General features: G+C 69.4%; 17 protein-coding genes. 11 read left to right on the top strand and 6 right to left on the bottom strand.

Annotated elements, in window-relative coordinates:
• Positions 1–166 precede the first annotated feature (166 nt).
• Positions 167–541 (bottom strand): hypothetical protein, encoded by a 375-nt coding sequence (locus tag Ahu01nite_RS04275; RefSeq protein ID WP_203835053.1) that lies wholly within the window; start codon positions 539–541, stop codon positions 167–169.
• Between the two features lie 325 nt (positions 542–866).
• Here Ahu01nite_RS04275 and Ahu01nite_RS04270 point away from each other — a divergent pair, with 325 nt between their 5' ends.
• From Ahu01nite_RS04270 to Ahu01nite_RS04260, 3 genes are all read left to right on the top strand, one after another.
• The gene (locus Ahu01nite_RS04270; RefSeq protein WP_203835052.1) at positions 867–1,256 is read left to right on the top strand and encodes an HPF/RaiA family ribosome-associated protein; all 390 of its coding nucleotides are present in this window, start codon (positions 867–869) and stop codon (positions 1,254–1,256) included.
• 140 nt (positions 1,257–1,396) lie between these two features.
• Positions 1,397–2,860 (top strand): aldehyde dehydrogenase family protein, encoded by a 1,464-nt coding sequence (locus Ahu01nite_RS04265; RefSeq protein WP_203835051.1) that lies wholly within the window; start codon positions 1,397–1,399, stop codon positions 2,858–2,860.
• 11 nt (positions 2,861–2,871) lie between these two features.
• Positions 2,872–3,684: a TrmH family RNA methyltransferase gene (locus Ahu01nite_RS04260; protein ID WP_203835050.1), complete on the top strand. Its 813-nt coding sequence runs from the start codon at positions 2,872–2,874 to the stop codon at positions 3,682–3,684.
• Here Ahu01nite_RS04260 and Ahu01nite_RS04255 read toward each other — a convergent pair.
• Positions 3,681–4,115 carry an SRPBCC family protein gene (locus tag Ahu01nite_RS04255; protein WP_203835049.1) on the bottom strand — a complete coding sequence of 145 codons (435 nt, stop codon included), beginning with the start codon at positions 4,113–4,115 and terminating at the stop codon, positions 3,681–3,683. The two genes, Ahu01nite_RS04260 and Ahu01nite_RS04255, sit on opposite strands and share 4 nt — an antisense overlap.
• Positions 4,116–4,197: 82 nt before the next feature.
• Between Ahu01nite_RS04255 and Ahu01nite_RS04250 the strand changes: the two genes are divergently transcribed.
• The 4 genes from Ahu01nite_RS04250 to Ahu01nite_RS04235 all read left to right on the top strand — a co-directional run bounded on the left by Ahu01nite_RS04250 (position 4,198) and on the right by Ahu01nite_RS04235 (position 7,735).
• A complete protein-coding gene (locus tag Ahu01nite_RS04250; RefSeq protein ID WP_203835048.1) occupies positions 4,198–6,036 on the top strand; it encodes a methyl-accepting chemotaxis protein in 1,839 nt (612 codons plus the stop codon).
• A gap of 134 nt (positions 6,037–6,170) precedes the next feature.
• Positions 6,171–6,503 (top strand): helix-turn-helix domain-containing protein, encoded by a 333-nt coding sequence (locus tag Ahu01nite_RS04245; protein WP_203835047.1) that lies wholly within the window; start codon positions 6,171–6,173, stop codon positions 6,501–6,503.
• A 15-nt stretch (positions 6,504–6,518) separates the two neighbouring features.
• Entirely contained in the window at positions 6,519–7,382 is an 864-nt protein-coding gene (locus Ahu01nite_RS04240; protein WP_203835046.1) for an ImmA/IrrE family metallo-endopeptidase, read from the top strand.
• Positions 7,379–7,735 (top strand): PIN domain-containing protein, encoded by a 357-nt coding sequence (locus tag Ahu01nite_RS04235; RefSeq protein ID WP_203835045.1) that lies wholly within the window; start codon positions 7,379–7,381, stop codon positions 7,733–7,735. Before Ahu01nite_RS04240 ends, Ahu01nite_RS04235 begins: the two co-directional genes overlap by 4 nt.
• A gap of 1 nt (position 7,736) precedes the next feature.
• Here Ahu01nite_RS04235 and Ahu01nite_RS04230 read toward each other — a convergent pair whose 3' ends face one another.
• Positions 7,737–8,177: a protein-tyrosine phosphatase family protein gene (locus Ahu01nite_RS04230; RefSeq protein WP_307794510.1), complete on the bottom strand. Its 441-nt coding sequence runs from the start codon at positions 8,175–8,177 to the stop codon at positions 7,737–7,739.
• Positions 8,135–9,796: a dihydroxyacetone kinase family protein gene (locus tag Ahu01nite_RS04225; protein WP_203835044.1), complete on the bottom strand. Its 1,662-nt coding sequence runs from the start codon at positions 9,794–9,796 to the stop codon at positions 8,135–8,137. The genes Ahu01nite_RS04230 and Ahu01nite_RS04225 overlap by 43 nt, the downstream gene beginning before the upstream one ends.
• Positions 9,797–10,007: 211 nt before the next feature.
• Here Ahu01nite_RS04225 and argS point away from each other — a divergent pair, with 211 nt between their 5' ends.
• Positions 10,008–11,630, top strand: a complete 1,623-nt coding sequence (argS, locus tag Ahu01nite_RS04220; protein WP_203835043.1) for an arginine--tRNA ligase — start codon at positions 10,008–10,010, stop codon at positions 11,628–11,630.
• Here argS and Ahu01nite_RS04215 read toward each other — a convergent pair.
• On the bottom strand, positions 11,625–12,560 hold the full coding sequence (locus Ahu01nite_RS04215) for an RDD family protein (RefSeq protein WP_203835042.1): 936 nt from the start codon (positions 12,558–12,560) through the stop codon (positions 11,625–11,627). The genes argS and Ahu01nite_RS04215 overlap by 6 nt on opposite strands.
• 40 nt (positions 12,561–12,600) lie before the next feature.
• On the opposite strand from Ahu01nite_RS04215, the gene Ahu01nite_RS04210 reads away from it, so the two are divergent.
• On the top strand, positions 12,601–13,596 hold the full coding sequence (locus Ahu01nite_RS04210; RefSeq protein WP_203835041.1) for a stage II sporulation protein M: 996 nt from the start codon (positions 12,601–12,603) through the stop codon (positions 13,594–13,596).
• 62 nt (positions 13,597–13,658) lie between these two features.
• The gene (locus Ahu01nite_RS04205; protein ID WP_203835040.1) at positions 13,659–14,246 is read left to right on the top strand and encodes a DUF5753 domain-containing protein; all 588 of its coding nucleotides are present in this window, start codon (positions 13,659–13,661) and stop codon (positions 14,244–14,246) included.
• On the opposite strand, the gene Ahu01nite_RS04200 is transcribed toward Ahu01nite_RS04205, so the two are convergent.
• Positions 14,218–14,406, bottom strand: a complete 189-nt coding sequence (locus tag Ahu01nite_RS04200) for a DUF397 domain-containing protein (protein WP_203835039.1) — start codon at positions 14,404–14,406, stop codon at positions 14,218–14,220. The genes Ahu01nite_RS04205 and Ahu01nite_RS04200 overlap by 29 nt on opposite strands.
• Positions 14,407–14,656: 250 nt before the next feature.
• Here Ahu01nite_RS04200 and Ahu01nite_RS04195 point away from each other — a divergent pair, with 250 nt between their 5' ends.
• Positions 14,657–15,517 (top strand): helix-turn-helix domain-containing protein, encoded by an 861-nt coding sequence (locus tag Ahu01nite_RS04195; RefSeq protein WP_203835038.1) that lies wholly within the window; start codon positions 14,657–14,659, stop codon positions 15,515–15,517.
• Positions 15,518–15,560 lie beyond the last annotated feature (43 nt).

Raw genomic sequence — 15,560 nt, 5'->3', positions numbered from 1 at the left:
GCGGCCAGGTCTGCTCTTGCTTCTTGTAGGCGGCGGTGCTGGGTTCGGACGTCGTGGGTGAGGGCGTCCCAGTCGAGGATTCGGTCGGCGCCGTCGCAGGTGCTTTCGTGGCGGAGCATTTTCCAGATGTCGGGGAGGGTGTAGGACTCCCAGGGGGCGGGGGGCATCACTGCTGTCCTTCGTGCAGGGGCGGGAGGGATTCGTGGTGGGTGAGGAGGGATTCGATCTGTTTCTGGGCCTGGTCTGTGGTGAGGTCGGCGGTGGCGAAGCCTTGGGCGATCTGTTCGGCTGCTTCGGCGAAGAGGGCGGCGGCCCGGCGGAATTCGCGGAGGTTGGCTTCGGTGTTTTCGAGGACCTGGGCGTAGCGCTGTTTGGCCAGGAGGGTGGCGTCGCCGGGGATGGCAGTGGCGAAGACCACGCCGTGGTGGTGGAGGGCGGCGGCTCGGGAGGCGGCGGAGCGGAAGCCTTCGTGGGCGTCGGCGCGGATGCCTGTGGCGAAGTCGGTGACCTGGTCGGTGCGGATCTGGACGCCGTCCGGCATGATGCCTCCCCCTCGGCGAACCGCCCGGGACGAAGTGTCGCCGAGCGTATCGACAGGCCGCTCGGGACGAGTGTTGCCGAGCGTGCCGACCACTTCCAACACGGGTGTACGGGCGGAAGCGTTCACGCAATTTCGCAGACGTCCGTGACCTGGGGGTTTGATGGTTGTCGGACGGAAGTCGGACAGAGGGGTTGACCGGAGGGCGGCGGGCGGGGAACGGGGGCCGGGCGCAGTGGAGACCCGGGGGAGTGAGATGCGGGGAGTGAAGAGCGGACAAAGCGGGTAGGGACCGGGTAGCAACAGTCCCAACGGAGGGAGACCACGGATGAGTGTCCAGGCAGAGCCGGCCACCGTCGACCAGTGCTTGCGTACTGGGGGCGGATTTTCGCTGGGTGATGTGAACTGGATCGCCGAGCAGTTCGCGACGCTCGACGCTCGGCTGGCGTCGTTTCCCGCGGAGACCACCGCCCTGGAGATCTCGGTCAAGGACCGGGCCGCCAAGGGGCAGAAGGTCACCCTGGAGTGTTTCATCGCCGGTCGGCAGACGATCGTGACGACGTCGGGTGAGGAAGACCTGCACGCCGCGCTGAACGACGTTCGTGACGATCTGCGGCGCAAGCTCGACGATGCGAAGTCGAAGCAGGAGCCGCGGCACAACCGTCACCTGCGGGAGGGTCTGGCCAGTCTGGAGCCGGAGCCGGTTCCCGAGATCTGATGCGATGGAGGGGCCCCACCCAGGGCCCCTCCGCAGCACGACCGGAGAAGAAGCGCGGAATTTAGCCACACGGCAAGAATCGCGACGAGGACGAGCAGCAAACCGTCGCGCGAGGTAAAAACAAGCGGCCACAGTGGGTTATGGATGACGTTCTGGCCCAGGTCCGGCAGGCCGCCCCCGAAGCGATAACCGGGAACAGGCTGCGCACCCTCTACGACAACAGGTGGCAGGACGACGGCGTGGCAGCTGTCCTGCGTACCCCCATTGATGGCCGGGAAATCGCGGTGAGTGGGCGAATCGACGCTCTGACCGCCGGTGCCGCGGTGCGTGCCGCCGCCCGGGACCACCGGATATGGGCCGCGACTCCGCGAGAAGAGCGCAAGCAAAGGGTGGCCGCCGCCGTCGCCGCCCTGCAGGACCATCGCGATCTGCTCGCCCGGCTGCTGGTCTGGGAGATCGGCAAGCCGTGGCGGCTGGCCTGCGCCGACGTCGACCGCGCGCTGGACGGTGTCCGCTGGTATCTCGAGCAGATCGACCGGCAGATGCAGGGCCGCACGCCGTTGCCGGGGCCGGTCAGCAACATCGCGTCGTGGAACTATCCGATGAGTGTGCTGGTCCACGCCGAGCTGGTGCAGCTGCTGGCCGGCAATGCGGTGATCGCGAAGACGCCGTCGCAGGGCGGCGCGATCTGCCTGACGCTCGCGCACGCGTTGATGGCCAGGGAGGGCCTCCCGGTCACGCTGCTCAGCGGCAGTGGGAACGAATTGTCCGAAGTGTTGGTCAAAAACGGAAACATCGCGGCGGTGGCCTTCGTAGGTGGCCGGGATAACGGCGGAAAAGTAGCAGCAGCCCTCGCCGACACCGACAAGCGGCACTTCATTGAACAGGAAGGACTCAACGCCTGGGGAATCTGGGAATACACCCGATGGGACCAGCTCGAAGAACACCTGAGAAAAGGCTTTGAGTACGGCAAGCAGCGCTGCACGGCGTACCCGAGATTCGTCATCCAGCGCAAACTCGTCGACAAATTCCTCGACGTCTACCTCCCGGTCCTGAAAAGCGTGCGCTACGGCAACCCGTTGGAGCGCGACGACCTCGACTTCGGCCCGCTGATCAGCGCCGTCAAAGCCGGCGAACTGCGACGCAAGGTCGAGGAGGCGATCGAGGCCGGCGCGATCCCCCTGCACCGCGACCCGGGCCACGACGCGTACGTGGGCCCGACCGCCCTGCTGGCGCCCCCGGGGCGCAGCCGGTTGCGTCACGCCGAGCCGTTCGGGCCGGTGGACACGATCGTGGTGGTCGACACCGAGGACGAGCTGCTCGCCGCGATGAACGTCAGCAACGGGGCCCTCGTGGCCAGCCTCGCGGTTGATGACGAGGATCTGGCGGGGAAACTCGCGCGCGACGTCCAGGCGTACAAGATCGGCATCAACCGGCCGCGTTCGCGCGGTGACAAGGCCGAGACGTTCGGTGGTCGAGGGGCTTCCTGGAAGGGCGCGTTCGTCGGCGGTGACCTGCTCGTGCAGGCGGTGACGCAGGGCAGGCCGGGCGAGCGGCTCTACGGGAACTTCCCCGGCTACACCAGTCACCCGCCGACACCGTAACGTCGGACGGCGTGCCCCGAACACTTCGCATCACCACGCGCAACGCCACCTTCCAGCAGTGGCAGGCGCTGCTCGGTAACCGCAACAAGCGTCACCAGGCGGGGGAGTTCCTCGTCCAGGGCGTACGCCCGGTCTCGCTGGCCGTCGAGCACGGCTGGGAGATCCGTACCCTGCTGACCTCCGACGCGCCCGGGATGTCGAAGTGGGCGCGCGAACTGATCGAGACCAGCGGGGCGCCGCGGGTGCTCCTGGCCGCCGGCCTCATGGCTGAGCTGGGCGAGAAGGACGACGAAACCCCCGAGATTCTCGCGGTGGTGGGCATGCCGGCCGACGATCCCACCCGGATATCAGTACGCCCGAAGCTGCTCGTTGTCGTCTTCGATCGCCCGGCCACCCCGGGGAACGTCGGCACCCTGATCCGTTCGGCGGACGCGTTCGGGGCTGCCGGCGTGATCGTCACCGGGCACGCCGCCGACCCGTACGACCCCCGCGCCGTACGCGCGAGCACCGGATCACTGTTCGCGCTGCCGGTCGTGCGGTTGCCGAGCCATCGGGAAGTTGTCGCGTGGGTGGGCGCTCTGGGCGTACCCGTGCAGATTGTCGGAACCGATGAGCGCGGGCCGGTCGACATCGCCGAGCACGACCTGACCGGCCCGACCGTCCTTGCCGTAGGCAATGAGACGCACGGCTTGAGCACCGCCTGGCGTGAGGCGTGCGACCAGATGGTCCGGATCCCGATCACGGGCGCGGCCAGCTCGCTGAACGCCGCCTCGGCGGCAACCGTCGCCCTCTACGAAGCCGCCCGGCAGCGCCGCCTGTCCTAACCGAGCTTGTTGAGGGTCTCGGTGAGGCTCTTGGCGGTCTCGGTGCCGAGTTTCTCGAACTCGAACTTCATCACCGGGGTGGCCAGCTTCGCCGCGCCGTGCATCTGCAGTTCGAGGTGGTAGTTGACCTCGCTGCCACCCTCGGCCGGGCGGACGGTGATGGTGTCGGTCGAGGTGGCGCCGTCGTTGCGGCCGACGAAGACGAGCCGGTCGCTCGTCGCCTCCTGCAGCGTGTAGGTCAGCTCGGTGGTGATGCCGAGGACCTTGGAGACGTTGTGCCAGGTCGACCCGGCGACGATCGGGCCGGCGTCGGTGCGCGTGGTGCTCTGCGTGCCTGGGTCCCACTGCTCGGTGTTGCCGAAGTCGCGCAGGTATTCGAGGACGGCGGCGGGGGCGGCCGTCACGGTGAAGGTCCGGTCAACGGTGATCATCGTCTGCCAATCTAACCCGCCGGCGGCCTGCTGATGGGATGAAAAGGGCGAATCGGGCGGCTAGGCGTGGTGGAATCGGCCGGTGCCCGTTCTGCTGCGGCCGGTCCTCGCGGCCGCCGACCGGATGCGGACCAGTCTGCGGCTCGGCACCCTCGTCCTGGTGCTGATGATCCCGGGTGGTGCCGCCACCTACGGTTATGTCCACGAGATGCACACCAAGATCACGTTCAGCGCGAGCGAACGCGACGGTCTCGAGGTGGTCCGCCCGGCGCTATTCGCCCTGGCGGCGGGTGCTCAGCCCGACCTCTCCGCGGTCAACGCCGCGATTGCCGCCAATCCCTCGCTGCGGCTCACCAGCGTGACCACCGGCGCCGAGCTTCCGAAATTGATCACCGATGCGGGCAACAACTCCAACCTGATCCTCGATCCGGATCTGGACTCCTTCTACGTCATGGATGCCCAGATCATCCAACTGCCGAAAGCCTTCGTTTCCGGCGCCGACCAGTCGGTGGTCCTTGCCGCTCTTGAGTACGACGTGAGCACCGCGATCGCCAACACCTCCGCCCCCGATCTCGAATCCCGGCTGGCCCCGGTGCTCACCTTCGACATCAGCGACCCCGACGCGGCCATAACCGCGCTGACCTCGGTGCTCGACGACCTCCTCGAAACGCGGATCGCCGGGTTCAGCCGAGAACGCCTGATCATCCTGGTCATCACGCTCGGCGGCTTCGCGCTCGCGGCCTGGTTCGCGGCGGCGGTGCTCTGGCGCACCCGCCACGACGTGGCCCTCGCCGTCGGTGGCGTCACCGCCCTCGCCGACGGCGACCTGACCACACACCCGCTCCCGGCCGGCCGCGACGAACTCGGCGAGATCGGCCACGCGATCGACGTGGCCCGCACCCGCATGATCGGCCAGGAGGGCGAACTCGCCGCCGCCCAGTCCGTCCGCGAGGAACAGCTCCGGGTCAGCTTCCGCCACCAGCGCGAAGCCGAGATCGGCCTGCGCGACCGCGCCCAGACCATCATCGGCGAATCAGCCACCGCCGTCGCCGAGGAGCTCCGCCAGGTCACCGATCAGGTCGCCGAGGTCCGCGAAGCCTCCGCCACCATCGACCACGGCATCTCCGCCACCGAATCCGCCACCTCGACGGTCGTCGACCACGCCCGACGCGCCGAGGAGGTTATCGCCTCCCTGGAGGAGAGCCTCCGCAAGGTCGCGGCCACCGCCGTCCTGGTCAACACCATCGCCGGCCAGACCCGCCTGCTCGCCCTGAACGCCACCATCGAGGCAGCCCGCGCCGGTGACCTCGGCCTCGGCTTCACCGTCGTCGCCGACGAGGTCAAGGACCTCGCCACCAGCACCTCCGAATCCACCGACCAGATCGCCGCCACCATCGCCGACCTCACCCGCGACACCACCCTGGTCTCCGAGACCATCGCCGCCATGATCGCCGGCATCGGCGGCGTCGGCACCGCCGCAACCTCCCTGCGAACCATCGCCACCGGCCAGGGCCAGGTCGTCGAACGCCTCACCGAACGCATGTCCCAGACCATCGACCAGGTCGAGCGCATGTCCGGCCTCGCCGCCCAGCTCGAACGCCGCCAATCCCAGCGGATAGCCACCACCGGCACCGTCCACCTCCACCGGGCCGGCCGCTCCCACGACCTCGAAGCCACCCTCATCAACATCAGCAAATCAGGCCTCCGCGTACGCCTCCCACCCGAAACCCCCCTCGACCCCGGCGAAATCGTCGACATCCAGGGCCTGGGCAACCCCACCGACCCCATCACCGTCATGGCCCGCGTAGAAATCCGCGAATCCGACCAGGCCGGCCTCGAAATGATGATCACCGACCCCGCGGTAGCCGCCCGGATCGAACGCCATGTCAACGACCTCGTCCGCACCCCCACCAGCCACTGATTGCGTGGTGCGGATGTGGGTGCGGTTGAGGCCGTGGTGTGACGCTCGCCGGCTCGCGCGGGAGTGCGATCAAGGGGAAACCCGCGTAGGCTGAATCACGGCCAGGAAGTTTGATTCAGCTCGGGAGTGTGGCGATGGCTGATGTAGGCGCATCGATAGAACGGGCACGTGCTGCGGCAGGTCTGAGTCAGCGCGCTCTCGCCGATCAGACCGGCATTTCTCAGCCCACCCTGTCGCGGATCATCGCCGGGGATCGCGTCGCGAAGATGCCCGAGATCATGACGATCGCCTGGGCGACCGGACACACCGTCGCGCAACTCACCGGGCTGGAGACCGTCGCCGATCGGGTCGAGTTCGTGGCGCGCGCGACCAACGACTGCGACATGGAAGACATGCGCCGATCGCTCCTGCACTTCCTGGACCTGGACGACTACCTGGACGACCAGGCCATCCCGGCCACGATCTGACATGGGCGGACAGGCATGAGCGCAGAAACGGAAGGGCGTGGCGCCGCCGAGCGGTTCCGTCGGGAGCACCGACTGGGCCTGCAGCCGCTGGGCGACCTTGTTGCGATCGTTGAGCAGACAGCCGGCATCGATGTGGCCGTGCTCGATGCCGGGCCTGACGAGCACGGCCTCACGATGCGCGATCCGAAACACAACACCGTGATCATCGGGGTGGCCCGCACGAGAGATCCCATGCGGCAGCGGAGCACCCTCGCTCACGAGCTGGGGCACGTGCAGTTCGGCGACTGGACGGAGAGCACTCCCGGCAAGCGCGGCGGCCGGTCCCGGGCAGAGGTCCGCGCCGATGCCTTTGCCCGCCATCTGCTGCTGCCGATTGACGGACTGCGGGAGTTCCTCGGCACGGGGAAGCCGGCAACCCATGCGACGCTTTCGTCGGTCGTGCAACGGTTCCTGGTGTCCCCCGCCATCGCCGCCATAGCGTTGCAGCAGGTCGGATATCTGGACGCAGCCACGAAGGACAGCTGGATGGTCCTGTCCACCCGTCGTCTGGCAGTCGGCTTCGGGTGGAGCGACCAATATGAAGCACTGCGAATCGATTCCGACCGGCGCAGAGCGCCCCAACGGCTGCTCGCTCGCGCGATCAACGGCTATGTAGAAGGTGTGCTGTCTGCCCAGGCCATCGCGACCCTGCGCGGAATTCCGCTGGAAACCGTTGAAGCGGAGCTGCGCGAGGCCGGCATCACCCCCGCCGAGCGGCCGGTCGTGTGGGCTGATCCGTCCGAGTCCCCGAACGTCGAGATCGACTGGGCGGCTCTCGACCAGGATCTCAACGCGCCGGACGTTGCCGCCGAGTCCCGCACGGAGGCCGCGGGGCGATGACCCAACGGCCGATCATCGATGCCGGACCGAGTCTGAACTTCTTCTCGATCAACAAAGAGCGTCTTCTCATGAGCGTCCTGGGCCCGTTGAGCGTGCCGGAGACCGTCCGAGGCGAGGTGCTGAGGAAAGCCAGAGAGGACAGCCGCTTGCAGGCCGCAGCGACAGTCTGGCGCAAGTTGACGCCACGATGGATCGAGGTCCTCTCCGACGAGGTCACCCCCGAATTGGACAGGGTGATCTATCGGGTCTCCCGGCAACCTATGCACGAGCGGGTGCGCGAGCGCCTGCGCACGCTCGACGACGGTCTCCCGCCGCTTGTGAAGACCGACCTGCTGGCACCCGCCCACTGGTAACTCAGCCGCCGGTGAAATTCCGGACGTAGCGGTGCTGCCAAGGAGTTTCTACGGCGTGGGGGCTGTAGTGGGTGCGGACGTAAGTGACTGCTTCTGTGGGTGGGATGCCGTCGAGGATGGCGATGCAGGCGAGGGCTGTGCCGGTTCGGCCTCGGCCGCCTTTGCAGGCGATCTCCACTCGCTCGGTTGCGGAGCGCTGCCAGGCGTCACGGAGAACGGCATGGGCGTGGGGTCGGTCGGTGGGGAGCCAGAAGTCGGGCCAGTGGATGTCGCCGCCTCGGCCGAGCAGGCGGATGGTGAGGTCGGCGGGTGGGTCGAGGGGTGGGCGGCGGAGGGCTCGGCCTCGGATCAGGCGGCCCGACGGCAGGGGGAGCACGCCGGGCCCGTCGGGGTGCCAGGTCAGGTGGTGGGGCTCAGGGCCGCCGAGATTGCTTCCAGCCACAGCACCACAGCGTACGCGCCGGGGTCGGGGTGGCCGAGGACTCGTTCGCCGAGGTAGCTGGAGCGGCCCAGGCGGGCGGTGATGGTGGCCGTGTGGTCCGTGCCGGTGCGGGCGGCGGTGATGGCGGCGGGCAGGTCTCCGCCGGCGGCGAGGGCAACGGCTGCGGGGGCCAGGGCGTCGATCATGGTTCGGTCGCCGACGGAGGCGCCGCCTACTTCGCGGATGCCGTCGGTGCCGGCTTGGAGGGCGGCGGGCCAGGAGCCGGTTTCTTCGAGGGCGGCGGCTGCGCGGAGCAGGAGGATGGCGTAGAGCGGGCCGGAGGTGCCGCCGACGTCACGGCGTACTGATGCTGAGACTGCTCTGAGGACCGCGGCCGGGCCCTGTTCGCCGGGGTAGGTGGGGGTTTCGGCCAGGATGGCGGCCGCGCCGCGGGCGAGGCTGATGCCTAGGTCTCCGTCGCCGACCTCGCGGTCCATCGCGGTGAGTTCGTCGCGGTGGGCGATGAGGGTTTCGGCTACGGCTTCGAGGGCGCGGCGCACCGGGTCGGAAGCGGCAAGGGTGCCGCTTTCCTGGAGAACACCAGGTGGTGCCGGCAGGACGGTGCCTTCGGAGGTGGATTCGGTACGCGGCCACGCCGGAGCCGTCGCCGGGGCGTCGAGCAGGCCGAGGAGTTCCTGGTCGACCGGGAGGAGGCTGATCGAGACGCCGGCCATGTCGAGGGCCGACAGGAACGTGCCAGCCCAGACCCGGGCGGCGGTGATGCCGCGTTTGCGCAGGTCGCGGATGGCGGCGTCGGCCACGATGGAGAGCTCCATGGGCGGGGTGGCGCCGAGACCGTTGACCAGCAGGGCGACCTGGCTGCCGGAGGTGATGCCGCGGTCCTCGACGATCGTGGTGATCAGGCGTTCGGCGACCTCCGCGACCGGGGGCAGCGTGGCCCGTTCGACGCCGGGTTCGCCGTGGATGCCGAGGCCCCATTCGGCCTCGTCCTCGTCGAGCAGGAAGCCGGGCTGCCCCGCGGCCGGGACCGTGCACGCGCTGAGCGCCAGGCCCATCGAGCCGACCGTGTCCGCGACGCGGCGGGCCAGGCGGGCGACCTCGCTCAGGGGCAGGCCCGCGTCGGCGGCGGCACCGGCGACCTTGTGGACCAGGACCGTGCCGGCGATGCCGCGGCGGCCCGTTCCGGAGACCTCGGCGAGGGCGACGTCGTCGGCGACCACGACGGTTTCGGTGCTGATGCCCTCGGCGCGGGCCAACTCGGCGGCGAGGCCGAAGTTGAGGCGGTCACCGGTGTAGTTCTTGACGATCAGCAGGACGCCGCCGGGGGTGGCGACCGCGCGGATCGCGTCGAGGACGGCGTCGACCGACGGGGAGGTGAAGACCTCGCCCGCCACCGCGCCGGTCAGCATGCCCGGCCCGACATAGCCGGCGTGTGCCGGTTCGTGTCCGGCGCCGCCACCGGAGAGGAGGGCCACCTGGCCCGCGGCACGTACCTTGTCGATGTCCGAGCGGACGGCGGTGGTGGAGCCCGCCAGCCGGGCGATGCCGGCGCTGGTGAGAGTGAGCCCGTCGAGGGCTTCGCCGACCACGTCGCCGGCAGCATTGATGAGCTTCTTCACCCCGCCGATTCTGCTCGCATCGGCGGGAAAATACCCGCTAAGATGGCGCTCGTGTACAGCATCAGTTGCGAGCGACGCCGGAGAAGCGACTCCCGGCGAACGGACTGAACAGCTGAGCTGACACGTGTCCTCCACCGGTGGGTCTCCCGCCGGTGTCGCAGGACCAGGACCATCGGTGGGCCCGCCGCCCCCGCGTACCGATGGGTTACCGATGAATCTCGAAGCTCTTCTCGCCGCACGGCTCGCTCCGGCACTGGACGGGGCCGACCCGGCCGTCCGGCGCTCGCCGCACGCCGACTACCAGTCCGGGGCCGCGCTGCCGCTGGCCCGCACCCTGGGCCGGGCGCCGCGGGACATCGCCGCCGACCTGGTGGCCCGTGCCGATCTGGGCGGGCTCGCCACCGCGGAGGTTTCCGGGCCGGGGTTCGTCAACCTCACCGTCGCCGATGAGCTGATCGCTGCGGTGCTGACCGAACTGGCCGGCGACGCACGGCTCGGCGTGCCCCGGGTCGAGCACCCGCAGACCGTGATCGTGGACTACTCGGGGCCGAACGCCGCGAAGGAGCTGACCGTCGGGCATCTGCGCTCGACCGTCATCGGGGACGCCGCCGCGCGGATCCTGGAGTGGCTCGGGCACGACGTCGTGCGGGCCAACCATCTCGGCGACTGGGGGACGTCGTTCGGGATGCTCATCGAATATCTGCTCGAACATCCCGGCGGGACCTATCTCGACGCCAGGACGCTGTTCGCGAGCAGTCCCGAGTTCCAGGAGCGGTCGCGGCTGCGGGTCGTGAAGATGCAGGCGGGGGATGAGGAGACGCTGGATCTCTGGCGGAAGCTGGTCGCCGGGACGAAGGATCAGCTGCTCACGGCGTACCAGAGGCTGGGGGTGACACTCACCGGGGGGGACTTCGCCGGGGAGAGCAGCTATCACGATCAGCTCGCGCCGGTTGTTGCCGAGCTGGAAGCGAAGGGGCTGCTGACCGAGAGCGACGGTGCGCTGTGCGCGTGGCCGGCCGGGTTCGTGAGCAGGGAGGGAGGGCCGCTCCCGCTGATCGTCCGCAAGAGCGACGGCGGATTCGGGTACGCCGCCACGGACCTCGCCGCGCTCAGGCACCGGACTCTCTCGGTAGGGGCAACCCGGTTGCTGTACGTAGTCGGCAGCCCGCAGCGCACCCATTTCGAGATGGTGTTCGCGGTGGCGAGAGCGGCCGGTTGGCTGCCGGAAAGCGTGAGCGCCGAGCACGTCGAGTTCGGGTCGGTGCTGGGAGCCGACGGCAAGATGTTCCGGAGCCGGTCCGGTGATGCCGTCCCGCTCGCCGCGCTGCTCGACGAGGCCGTGACGCGGGCCGCCGTCCTCAACCCGGACCCGGCCGTCGCCGCCGCGGTGGGCATCGGCGCCGTGAAGTACGCCGACCTGGGTGCGGACCGGCGCTCGGGCTACGTCTTCGACTGGGACAGGATGCTGGCGCTGACCGGCAACACCGGACCCTACCTGCAATATGCGTACGCCCGGATCAGCTCGATCCTCGACAAGGGCGGGGCCTTCACCGCGGGCGTGACGCTGGGCGAACCGGCCGAGCGGGCGCTGGCCCTCGAACTGCTCGCCTTCGAACCGGTGGTGACGGGGGTGGCGCAGTCGCTGGAGTTCCACCGGCTTGCCGCGTACCTGTACGGGCTGGCGGCTTTGTTCAACACGTTCCATCAGCAGTGCCCCGTTTTGAGGGCCGCTCCGGGCGTACGCGAGAGCAGGTTGACCCTTTGTCTTGTGGCAGCTCGCACGCTCCGGCGGGGACTGGACCTCCTGGGTATCGCCAGTCCTGCCCGGCTATAGGTTGTCGCCCTGGCGTTCCTTCGCGATCCCGAGAATCGGCGGGTGGGTGACCGAGGGATCCCAGGTCGGGCCGCCGGCCGACGGCCACTGCGCGCGGCCGAAACCGGGCCAGATCCGCTGGGTCAGGGCGCGGGTCGCATGCACCCGCTCCCCGGCCCGGCGGCGCCGCTCGGCCAGCACCGCGCTGAGGAACATCCAGGGCGGCACGCCGGGCGGCGCCGGATGGGCGATCCGGAGGCTCACCTCGGCGGCCAGGCCGTTCGCCAGCCGGGAGTTCATCGGCTCCTTGATGTCGCGCACTCGCGCCAGGTAGTGCCGCGACGCCAGGGCCAGGTCGTCGCCGAGGTTGGTGAGGTCGAGCGCGCTCGCCCACGCGCCCAGGTGCGGCGGCATCGACGGCACCCAGCCCCACGGCACCGGGGTGCGCTCGTGCACCACGAACGTGCCGGCGGCCAGATCGCCGAGCCGCCGGCCGCGGGGCGAGGAGATCATCGTGGTCAGCGCGACCGCCCAGGTGAACGGCGGGAACAGCAGGCCCGGCCATTCCACCGCGAAACCGACCAGGCTGCGGGTCAGCGCGTGCCGGACCCGGATCGGCCCGCCGTCCTCCCGCACGACCCGCAGGCCCATCGCGCGTTTGCCCGGGCTCCGGCCGTTGGTGAGGGTCTCGACAAGCGTCGGGTACGCGATGAAGCCGATCGCGATCGCCACGGTGACCATGGCGTTGAGCAGTGCGTCGTCGACGACGTCCCGCACCAGGCCCGCCGCGGCCGCGGCGCCGGCGATGAAGAACGCGAGCGCGATCAGCACCTGGATCATCAGGTCGAGCAGCAGCGCGAGCCCGCGCGAGCCGACCCGGGCGTGCCGGATGTCGACCTCCACCGCCTCGCCGTTGACGAGCTGTACGTCCGCGACCGGCACCACACTCATGCGGGTAGTTAACTAGATGGCCGCCCGCTACGCTGCGCCGGTGGACCTGGACGCGTACGTCAGCGAACGCCGCGGCGAGTGGAACCGCCTCGAGGCCCTGACCCGCCGTCGCCGCCTCGACGCGCACGAGGCCGACGAGCTGGTCCTGCTCTACCAGCGCGCGGCCACCCACCTCTCCGTCGTGCGCAGCCATTCGGCCGACCCGATCCTGCTGGCGTCGCTGTCCCAGCTCGTGCTCGCGGGCCGCTCGGCGGTGACCGGCAGCCGTCGCTTCTCCTGGCAGCCGCTGGCCCGCTTCTTCACGACGACGCTGCCGCTGGAGCTCTACCGCTCGCGGCGCTGGTGGCTCGTCGTGACGGTGCTCAACGTGCTCGTCGGCGGGGTGCTGATCGCGTACTTCGGCTCGCACCCGGACATCATCGAGTCGCTCTCGCCGGGCGGCCTGGATTCCGAGACGGCCACCAACTCGTTCGTCGGCTACTACAGCGAGTTCCAGGCGCAGAACTTCGCGGCCGAGGTGTGGACCCACAACGCCGTGATCGCCGGGCAGTGCCTCGCGTCCGGCGTGCTGATCCTGCCGGTGATCTACGTCCTCGGGCAGAACCTGCTGAACATCGGGCTGGTCGGCGGGACGATGGTCTACACCGGCAACAGCTCGACGTTCTGGACCTACATCCTGCCGCACGGTTTCCTGGAGCTCACGTCGATCTTCGTCGCGGCCGGCGTCGGCCTGCGCATCGGCTGGGCCTGGATCGCCCCCGGCCCGCACCGCACCCGGGGCCGCGCGCTCGCCGAGCGGGCCCGCGCCGGCATGCTGGTCGCCCTGGGCCTGGTCGTCATGCTGCTCGTCTCCGGCGTCCTCGAGGCCTACGTGACCCCGTCCGGCTGGCCGGATCCCGTCCGGATCGGCATCGGCTTCACGGTCTGGGCCGCCTTCCTCTGGTACGCCCTGGGCGTCGGCGCCGCCGCGCACCGCCGCGGCGAGTCGTCGGAGCTCGCCCCCGAGCACACCGTCGCTTCCATCCCCATGGGGTAGCTGAGTGCTCTATTCTGCATTTCGCAGATTGCACTTGGCAGACTTCGGAGGGTGGGAACAACGTGGTTCCTGACAACACGGCCCCGGCGTGGGCTTCGGACGCGTTCGTGCAGCTCTTGGAGCTGGAACGCCAAGCGACCCACATCCTGCAGAATCAGCCGCTGTTCCTGCCCGGCCTGCTGCAGACCGAGGAGTACGCCGCCGCGATGCTCGCCGCGTTCAGCGACTCCTTCGTCCACGACAAGGTGGCCCTGCGGATGCGCCGGGCGGCCGGCTTCCGCGAGCGGCTCGACGGGGAGCAGCCGCCCGGGCTCACGGTCGTGGTCGACGAATCGGTGCTGCGCCGCCGGGTCGGTGACGAGGCCGTCATGGACAAGCAGCTCGGCCACCTGCTCGAGACGTCAGGGCGTTACCCGACGGTCCGCATCTTCGTCGCCATGCTGGACCGCGGCGCGCATGCCGGACTAGCCGGCCCGACCGAGATCATCGAACGTGACGGGGTCATGGCGGCCGCGTTCTTCGAGGCTCCGGACGGCGACCGGATCGCGACCGACCAGCGGGTGCTGGCGTCCTGCCGCGCCCGGATCGACTCGCTGATCGGCTCGGCGCGCGTGGTCGAACTCAGCGAGCAGACTCTTTCACGAAGGTGATGAATTCCCGGAAAGCTGTCCGGTCGAAGCTCAATACCGGCCCTGCGGGATTCTTGGAATCGCGGATGAGCACCTGATCGGTGTCGGCGGCGATCTGCACGCAACTGCCGCCGCCGCTGCGGGAACTGGTCCGCCAGATGAGGTCGCTCCGGTCGTTCATCGCCTCAACGTACCCGATATCCGGCGCCGTGTATGGGATCGCAAGCGCCCCTTTTCCTCAGTGGATATTGGCAGGAAGCATATGTCAGGTAGAATTCCGCGAATGGACTTCGGCAGGTTGCAGAACGCAGATTCACGTGCGGGCTCACATGCCTGATTCAGCCCCCAGACCTGATTCAGCCCCCAGACCTGATTCAGCCCCCAGATCCGATTCGACCCGCAGACCCGATTCGACCCGCAGACCCGATTCGGTGGGCCCCACGGTCGCTCGCGAGCGGCTGCGGTTGCGGCTGCGCGAGCTCCGCGACAGCTCCGGTCTCAGTACCGACACCGTCGCGACCAGGATGGACTGGTCACCGTCGAAACTGAGCCGGATCGAGAAGGGCGACGTCACCGTCCAGCCCCTCGAGGTGCGCGCCCTGCTGGCCCTCTACGGCCTGCGCGACGAGGCGGAGGTCGTCGCCCTGGCGAGCCTGGCGCGCCGGTCGCGCACCCGGCAGTGGTACAGCAAGCACCGGCTCAACGGCGACTACCAGCGGTTCGTGGCCTACGAGAACGAAGCCTCCACGATCAACATCTGGCAGATGCTCTTCGTCCCGGGCCTGCTGCAGACCCCCGAGTACGCCCAGGCCATCACGTCGATCTCCATCCGCGAGGACCCGGCCAGCGAGAACGTGCAGGCCCGTGTCGACCTGCGCCTCGACCGTCAGCGGGCCTTCCAGGAACGCCTCCTGCAGCCCGCGCCGCCGCGCATCGTCGCGGTCATCGACGAGTCCACCCTGCGCCGCCCGGTCGGCGGTCGCGCCGTGCTCGCCGGCCAGCTCGACCACCTGCTCACGCTGGCCAAGGAGAACGCGTACACGCTCGCCGTCACCCCGATCGAGCTGGACCGGCACCCGGGCCTCGGCGGCACCTTCGAGCTGCTCGAGTTCGCCGGCACCGCCGACCCGGACGTGCTCTTCGTGGAGGCCGCCGCGTCGACCGACGACCTGTCTCTCGATCAGGAGCTCACCGCGGTCTACGGCGAGATCATGCGCGAACTGCTCACCGCCGGCCTGACCGGCGACGCGGCGATCGACCTGATCCGCGGCATCCGGGCCGGCCTGTCATAACCACCGGGCCGTCCCGTGCTTACCGCGGGCCTTGCTTACCGCG

The sequence above is a fragment of the Winogradskya humida genome, from assembly GCF_016862215.1.
In the GTDB taxonomy this organism is placed as follows: Bacteria; Actinomycetota; Actinomycetes; order Mycobacteriales; family Micromonosporaceae; genus Actinoplanes; species Actinoplanes humidus.
This window is presented reverse-complemented; position numbering and strand designations above follow the sequence as displayed.